The sequence below is a fragment of the Oribacterium sp. genome (genome assembly GCF_057249185.1).
The window spans coordinates 1-7,653 of record NZ_DBHIGR010000106.1; the positions used below are offsets into that span (position 1 = coordinate 1).

5 protein-coding genes are annotated in these 7,653 nt (G+C 44.9%); 2 read left to right on the forward strand and 3 right to left on the reverse strand.

Annotated features, from left to right (window positions below):
- A partial coding sequence (gene lepA, locus ACO4PX_RS06865; protein WP_485572075.1) for a translation elongation factor 4 occupies positions 1-1,537 on the reverse strand: 1,537 nt, incomplete at its 3' end.
- A gap of 377 nt (positions 1,538-1,914) precedes the next feature.
- Here lepA and rpsT point away from each other — a divergent pair.
- Both rpsT and ACO4PX_RS06875 read left to right on the forward strand, forming a co-directional pair.
- A complete protein-coding gene (gene rpsT, locus ACO4PX_RS06870) occupies positions 1,915-2,178 on the forward strand; it encodes a 30S ribosomal protein S20 (RefSeq protein WP_040649565.1) in 264 nt (87 codons plus the stop codon).
- A 222-nt stretch (positions 2,179-2,400) separates the two neighbouring features.
- Positions 2,401-5,154: a ComEC/Rec2 family competence protein gene (locus ACO4PX_RS06875; protein ID WP_485572076.1), complete on the forward strand. Its 2,754-nt coding sequence runs from the start codon at positions 2,401-2,403 to the stop codon at positions 5,152-5,154.
- On the opposite strand, the gene ACO4PX_RS06880 is transcribed toward ACO4PX_RS06875, so the two are convergent.
- Together ACO4PX_RS06880 and gpmI are read right to left on the reverse strand one after the other, a co-directional pair.
- Positions 5,151-6,041, reverse strand: coding sequence for a DegV family protein (locus tag ACO4PX_RS06880; RefSeq protein WP_485572077.1), 891 nt, complete (start codon positions 6,039-6,041; stop codon positions 5,151-5,153). The two genes, ACO4PX_RS06875 and ACO4PX_RS06880, sit on opposite strands and share 4 nt — an antisense overlap.
- A gap of 127 nt (positions 6,042-6,168) precedes the next feature.
- The coding region (gene gpmI, locus ACO4PX_RS06885; protein WP_485572078.1) for a 2,3-bisphosphoglycerate-independent phosphoglycerate mutase at positions 6,169-7,653 on the reverse strand (1,485 nt) is incomplete at its 5' end.

Genomic DNA, 7,653 nt, shown 5'->3' on the forward strand with positions numbered 1-7,653 from the left:
CGTAGGCAGAGCCTGCATGGACAATGAAGGAAAGGGCATCAATCTGCTGCTTGTTTACCAAAATATCCAGCTTTACCATCTTCCCTTCCTGATAACCCTTTAATTCATAGTCGAAGCTTGCATAGCCCCGGCTTCTGGACTTTAAGGCATCAAAGAAGTCATAGATAATCTCGTTTAAGGGTAAATCATACTTTAAAAACGCTCTGGTCTGATCAATGTATTCCGTGCTCTTATAAATTCCTCTTCGCTCCTGACAAAGGGTCATAATGGCACCCACAAATTCCGAAGTCACCATGATCTCCGCCTCCACAATGGGCTCTTCCATATGGGCAATCTCCGCCGGATCCGGCAGGTTGGAAGGATTGGTCAGCTCCATCATGGAGCCGTCCGTCTTATACACATGGTAAATAACGGAGGGCGCCGTGGTTACCAGGTCCAAATCGTACTCTCTTTCCAATCTTTCCTGTACCACGTCCAGATGCAGTAGGCCTAAAAATCCGCAACGGAAGCCGAAGCCCAAAGCAGCAGAGGTTTCCGCCTCATAATTCAGCGCCGCATCATTTAACTGAAGCTTTTCCAAAGCATCCCGAAGATCCGGATATTTCTGGCTGTCAGAAGGATAAATTCCGCAGTATACCATGGACTGCACCTTCTTATAACCGGGAAGGGCTTCCTTCGCAGGCTTATCCACAGTGGTTACCGTATCACCTACCCGGGCATCCCGGATATTTTTAATGGAGGCGGTAATATAGCCTACCATACCGGGGGTCAGCTCCTCCCCGGGAATAAACTGTCCCGGCGCAAAGGTTCCCACCTCTGTTACGGTAAATTCCGCACCGGTGGCCATAAAGCGGATATTGCTGCCCTTTTTCACGCTGCCTTCTTTAATTCTGCAGAAAATGATAACCCCCTTATAGCTGTCATATAAGGAGTCAAAAACCAGTGCCTGTAAGGGGTTCTCTATGGAACCGCCGGGAGGGGGAAGACGCTTTACCACCGCTTCCAATACCTCTTTCACATTCAAACCGGTTTTTGCGGAAATCCGCGGAGCATCCAAGGCTTCAATGCCAATAACGTCCTCGATTTCATGGGCTACCAAATCCGGATCCGCGGAGGGCAGGTCTACCTTATTGATGACAGGAATAATTTCCAGATTATGGTCTAAAGCCAGATAGGTATTGGCCAGAGTCTGGGCTTGAATTCCCTGTGTGGCGTCCACCACCAAAATAGCACCGTCACAGGCCGCCAATGCACGGCTTACCTCATAGTTAAAGTCCACGTGTCCGGGGGTATCGATAAGATTGAAGATATATTCTTCCCCATCCTCCGCCTTATACACAATACGAACAGTCTGGGATTTGATGGTGATTCCCCGTTCCCTCTCAATGTCCATATTGTCCAGAACCTGAGACTGCATCTCTCTTTCCGTCAAGGTGCCCGTCATTTCAATGATACGATCCGCCAAAGTGGATTTTCCGTGATCGATATGGGCGATAATACAAAAATTACGAATTCGCTCTTGCTTAATTTTTTCCATCCTGTCTCCTATAAAGAATGAATAGGGGTTTTCCTTTTCTGCTCTAAGGCATTTTCCGAGAATCCCCATAAAACTCATCTTTCATGCAATAGAATCATTCGGAACTATACCATAAGAAGGAAGATTTTTCCACAAAATGCTATTTCTGTATTTACCCCTGTATTTATACTATTTTTTATCTCAGGATTTCCTTTATTTTTCTGCATACACGCCTTGACAGTTCTAGCTGTTTTCGCTATTATTGTTGCGTATGTTTTCAAACTGTCCGTGTCCAGATATTTGAAAACAAGAGAGAATACAAGAATACATTCTATTTTGTTCCCATAGGATTTTGTTTTCCGCGGCAGGAAAGTCTTATGGAAGAAAGGGTTTTAATCATGGCAAATATCAAATCTGCAAAAAAGAGAATTCAGGTAGCGGCACAGAGAAATGAAAGAAACAAGGCAATCCGTTCCGAAGTAAAGACTTACATGAAGAAGGTTTTCACTGCTGTAGAAGCCGGTGACAAGGCAACTGCCGAGACTATGCTGGTTAAGGCACAGAAGAAGATTGCAATGGCACGTAGCAAGGGTATCTACAAGGCTAACAATGCTTCTCGTAAGATTTCTCAGATTTACACAGCTGTAAACAAGATGCAGTAAACTGCACAAAAAGGCTCCCCTATTTTGGGGGAGTTTTTTTATTGCTTTTTTCCCGCTTTGGGACTAGGATAGGGAAAATATCTTTTTATTTTCAATATTTTCTTTACGGCTTCCATTCCGCCAACTTTTCTTTATCACATTCATTTTACATTCTTTTTACATTCACAGCTTGTTCACTATCCATGATATTTTCCTTAACTTCCTCGATCCAAGGAGCACACTATGTTTCTTTCCCGTCCCCTATTCTTTTTGGCTCTCTTTGCCCTATTGGGAGAATTGATTCTTTCTCCCGAAATTCCTTTTTCCTACCGTTTCTTATTCCTTTTTTCCCTGCTGTTTCTATTCCTCTTTCTCTTACAGCAAAAGAAAAATCGACTGTTATTTTGCTCCCTCCTTTGCCTGGCTCTGTTTATGCTAAACTTCTATTCCGTAAATCATCGCTATGGAGCGGAAAGGGAAAACATCGGCTATATCCTTCCCTTACAGGCTGTACTGAGAGGCAAAGTACTGTATATCGAAGAGCAGGAAAAGAAATGGAAGATCATTCTTGGCTCCTGTATCGCAGACACTGCTTTAGAAAAAAAGAATTCTTCTTTACAGAAGAAAGAAAAATATCAAAAAAGAAATGACCTTCACTTTCAAAAGCTGATTCTATATCTCCCGAAAGAATCCGCCGGAGAAGGCGCTATGCCTCTTCCGCTTCCGGGGCAGATTTGCTCCGTAAAAGGCCATTTTTTAGAACTTAACCCTGCCACCAACAAAGGAGAGTTTTCCCTTACCCGCTATTATAAGGGAGAGGGAATTTCCGGAGTATTTCAAGCCAATACCATAGAGCTTATCCAAGGAGAGTCCTCCCCCTTTGCCAAAGAGCTGTTTACCCTAAAACAAAGCCTTGGAAACAGAATATCTTCGCTTTATCCGGAAGAGACGGCAGCCTTTTTAAAAAGTCTTTTCTTGGGAGAACGCTCAGGAATGACTTTATCCGAAAAGAGCCTCTATCAAAGTGCCGGTATATCCCACATTCTGGCCATATCCGGCTTACATCTATCTCTTCTGGGAGCCTTTTTCTACCGGCTCCTTCGAAAAGCAAAGCTCTCCTCCCTACTTTCTTCTCTTATCACTTCCTTCTTTCTGTTTTCCTATTTTCTTTTTACCGGTTCTTCCCACTCCGCCTTTCGGGCTCTTTTCATGCTATTTCTCCGTTTTGCCGCCATACAGCTGGGAAAAGGAAAAGACCTGCTCTCCCAGCTTTCCTTCGCCTTACTGTTTTTGCTTTGGCTTAATCCGCTCTCCCTCTATTCCGTCGGAATGCAATGCTCCTTCTTCACCCTCTTTGTTTTCTTCCTTTTAGAAGAACGTCCCGGAAAAACAGTTCGAAAAAAGAAGGAGAAAGTCCTTTCCAAGATTTGTAAAAAACATAAGCTTGCTCTCTCCAAGCACCCCTCAGTTCTTTTGAAATTTCCTTCTTTTCTTTCTAAGCTTATCCCCTGCTTTCTCTCTACTCTCCCCCATCGTTTACAAGGCAGTTTCCTTTTTTATCTGACTCTGCTCCCCCTGTTTTCCTTAATCCAGTTCTCCTTTCCTCTATATGCTCCCTTATTAAACCTGCTTCTGCTCCCCCTCCTTCCTTTTTTCTTCCTCCTTGGGGCAGTTTCTATCCTTCTTTCCTATCTGCCGGAGCAAGACTTTCTACTCCTCCGTCTTCTTAGCATTTCCTCCCGATTGCTTGTAAATCGCCTGTTTCAATTATTTCATCTTTTCATGGAAAAAAGCCTTGCTCTCCCCTTTTCCCGGATTCCCCTTGGGAAGATGCAAGTGCTCTCGGTGATGTTCTATTTTCTTCTTCTCTACCTTCTCTTTTTCTTTCCCAAAGCAAAAACTTTCTTTTCCGAGAAAATGAGCTTCTTTTTCGGGCAAATGAACTGTTTTTTCGAGCAAAAAAACTTCTTTTTCAAAGCTTTAAAAAGAAGGCTTTTCAACCCCTGTCTTTCCAGAGTGCATCGTACTTTCTTGTCCCTTTTACTCTCCCTGGGCTTTTTGCTTTCTCTTCCGCTCTACCTGCCTAAGCCCCCTAAGGAATTGGAAATTGCCGCCCTGGATGTGGGGCAGGGTGACGGCTTTGTTCTTCGAAAAGGAAATCTGGTTTTCACCATTGACAACGGCTCCACCAGTAAGAACTTATTTCCGGAACAGATTTTCTTTCCCTATTGTAAGGCCAAAAGGATTCAGCACATCGATTACGCCCTCCTCACCCACTGTGACCGAGATCATATCAGCGGTATACAGGCTCTCTTGGAAAAGAATCCCTCCATAAGCTTATCCCATTTAATCCTTCCCGCCTCCTCTCTTCAGGACCATCGTTATGACTTGTTAAAGCGTTTGGCCTACAATCACGGAGCGGATATCTTCTATTGGCAAAAGGGAGATGAACTTGTCTTTTCCGAACAGGGAATCTGTCTTCCTACGAAAGATAATACCATGGCAGAAAATAGCACTATGGCAGAAAATCACGCTATGACAAAAAAAGAATGGCCTGATGCCAAGGGTCATCAGCTTTATATTCGTTGTTTTTACCCTAATGATTCTTCCCACATCGAAGAAGCCAATGCTCACTCCATAGGCTGTCTTTTGACCTATGGGCATTTTCGTATGCTTTTCACCGGAGATATGCCTAAGGAGGCTGAGGAAGCTTTATTGGAAAATTGCAGGGAAGCGGAAGTATCTCCCGTAGTCGATGTTTTAAAGCTTGCACATCATGGCTCCAAGACCTCCTCCTGCCCAAGTTTTCTGTCTGAAACCCAAGCAAAATTTGCCTTGTTTTCCTATGGAAAGAAGAATCGCTACGGACATCCTCACAAAAACACTGTGGAAAACTGTAAAGAGTATCGGCTCTTTCCCTTGGAAACCGCAAAGCTGGGAGAAATTCTCATCAAAACAAATGGAGAGCAGTTTGAAATCACTGCTCCCCAAGCTTAAGTATTTTCCAAAGCATCCGGACGCTTAATCACCGCGGCGCCAAGACCATTCTCTCCAATATGACAGGATATCAGTAAGGACAGAGGAGAAATCACTATCTCTTCCTCATAACGATTCGGGAAGGTCTCTGCAAGCTGTGCACGAAACTCTTCCGCCTGAGCCAGATTGTCCGTATAGGCTACGGCAATATAGGACTTTCTTGCCTCCGGATCTCCCAGTCGTTCCAGACTGTCCTTTAAACCCTCAATAATGGCTTCCCGTACCTGTCTTTCCGTCCTTACCTTCTTAAAGGAGTCCAGCTTCCCTCCCTTATTAATGGACAAAACCGGTTTAATCTGCAAGAGACTACCGATGGCTGCGGCTACCGGAGTTATTCTGCCTCCCCGCTTAAGATACTTCAAGGTACTTACGCCGATATAAATGCCGTTATCTTCTGCAATGGAATTCAAAAGATGCTGTATAGCCTTCCCGGTATATCCCTTCTCCGCCAATTCCTTGGCAAACAGGCAGTGCATTCTCTGGGTAACTGAAACCCCTCTGCTATCCGAAACAAATACTCTGTCCAAATAGGGTTCTTCCTGTGAAAGCATCAGAGCCGTCTGGGTGGAACCGGAAAGCCCGGAGCTTAACGGAACATGAACAATTTCATCATTTTCCAAAAGCAGGGCATCCCAGGCCTTCATCAGGCTTTCCATAGAGGGCTGGGAAGTGGAAACTTCCTCCCCCTCTGCCAGCTTTTCAAAGAAAAGCTCCCGACTCATATTGATTCCTTCAAAGTACTCCTGTTCCCCCATTCGAAAGGGCATGGGAACTACAGTAATCCCGAATTTCTCACTTTCTTCCTTCCGTATTCCCGATCCGGAATCTGTACAGATTCCTATTTTCATGAATAACTCCTTCCAGGTACTCTTGCGTCCTTACTTCTAAGCTTCTCTATACTTCCGTCGTTGAATATACTTCCGTCCTTGGCTATGCGTCCCATCCTTGGCTATGCTACCACTCTTGCTATACTTTTTACTTCTCCAGCAGGCTCTTTCCTGTCATCTCCTTTGGCTGAGGAATCCCCATCAAATCCAAAAGTGTGGGGGTTACATCCGCAAGGCATCCCCCTTCCTTCAGCTTTAAAGTCTTGTCCGCTGCCACAAGGATGAAGGGTACAGGATTGGTAGTATGGGCGGTATAGGGCTCTCCCGTCTTCTCGTCCACCATCATATCCGCATTTCCGTGATCGGCCAGAATGAAGAGATTACCTCCCACTTCCTGCACGGCCTCCACAACCTTTCCCACACACTCATCCACCACTTCAATAGCTTTGATGGCTGCAGGGAGAACACCGGTATGTCCTACCATGTCCGGATTGGCAAAGTTTGCCACAATCGCATCATATTTTCCGGAGCGAATCGCCTCTGTAAGCTTCTCCGTTACCGTATAACAGCTCATCTCCGGCTTTAAATCATAGGTTGCCACATCTTTGGGAGAGGGAACCAGGATACGATCTTCACCGCTAAAGGGTTCTTCCTTTCCTCCGTTAAAGAAGAAGGTAACATGGGCATATTTCTCCGTTTCCGCAATACGAAGCTGAGTCTTTCCCAGGGAAGACAGATATTCTCCGTAGGTATTGGAAATCTCTTCCTTATGAAAAGCCACTTCCTTATTGGGAATGGTGGGATCATAGTCGGTAAAGCATACAAAATATACCTCTTTTCTGGCTCCACGGTCAAAGAAGTTAAAGTCATCATCACAGAAGCAATGACAGATTTCTCTTGCTCTATCCGGACGGAAGTTAAAGAAAATGCAAGCATCTCCGTCAGAAACAAGATGAGCCTCTCCGTTTTTCTCGATTACCGTAGGTAATACGAATTCATCAAAAACTTCCTTGGCATAGGACGCGCTGATAGCTTCCTCTACGGATGCTGCCTTCTCACCGATTCCTTTGGTCATCGCCAGGTAAGCCTTTTCCACTCTGTCGTAGTTTTTGTCTCTATCCATAGCATAGTATCTTCCGGATATGCTGGCTACTTCTCCCACACCGATTTCCTGCATTTTCTTTTCAATCTGCATAAGGAAATGCTTTCCGGAATCGGGAGGAGTATCTCTTCCATCCAAAAAGGCATGAAGATAAACCTTCTTAAGACCTGCACGCTTTGCCAGCTCCAAAAGTCCATAAATATGTTCAATGTGGGAGTGTACTCCTCCGTCGGACAAAAGTCCCATAAAATGCAAGGCGGAATCCTTTTTCTTGCAATGCTCCACAGCACCCTTTAAGGCAGCATTTTCAAAAAAATCTCCATCCTGAATAGCCTTGGAAATACGGGTCAATTCCTGATAAACAATTCTGCCCGCGCCCATGTTCATGTGTCCTACCTCGGAATTTCCCATCTGTCCGTCGGGAAGACCTACAGCCAGTCCGGAAGCCTGTCCTTCCACATAGGGGTAGTCCTTTTTCAAATGATCCATCACCGGCGTATTCGCCAAAGCGATAGCATTTCCCTCTTTGCT

Bases quoted from the DNA above. Each gene is read 5' to 3' on its own strand.
- ACO4PX_RS06875 (WP_485572076.1), top strand. From the start codon at position 2,401: ATGTTTCTTTCCCGTCCCCTATTCTTTTTGGCTCTCTTTGCCCTATTG.
- rpsT (WP_040649565.1), top strand. From the start codon at position 1,915: ATGGCAAATATCAAATCTGCAAAAAAGAGAATTCAGGTAGCGGCACAG.
- ACO4PX_RS06880 (WP_485572077.1), bottom strand. From the start codon at position 6,041: ATGAAAATAGGAATCTGTACAGATTCCGGATCGGGAATACGGAAGGAA.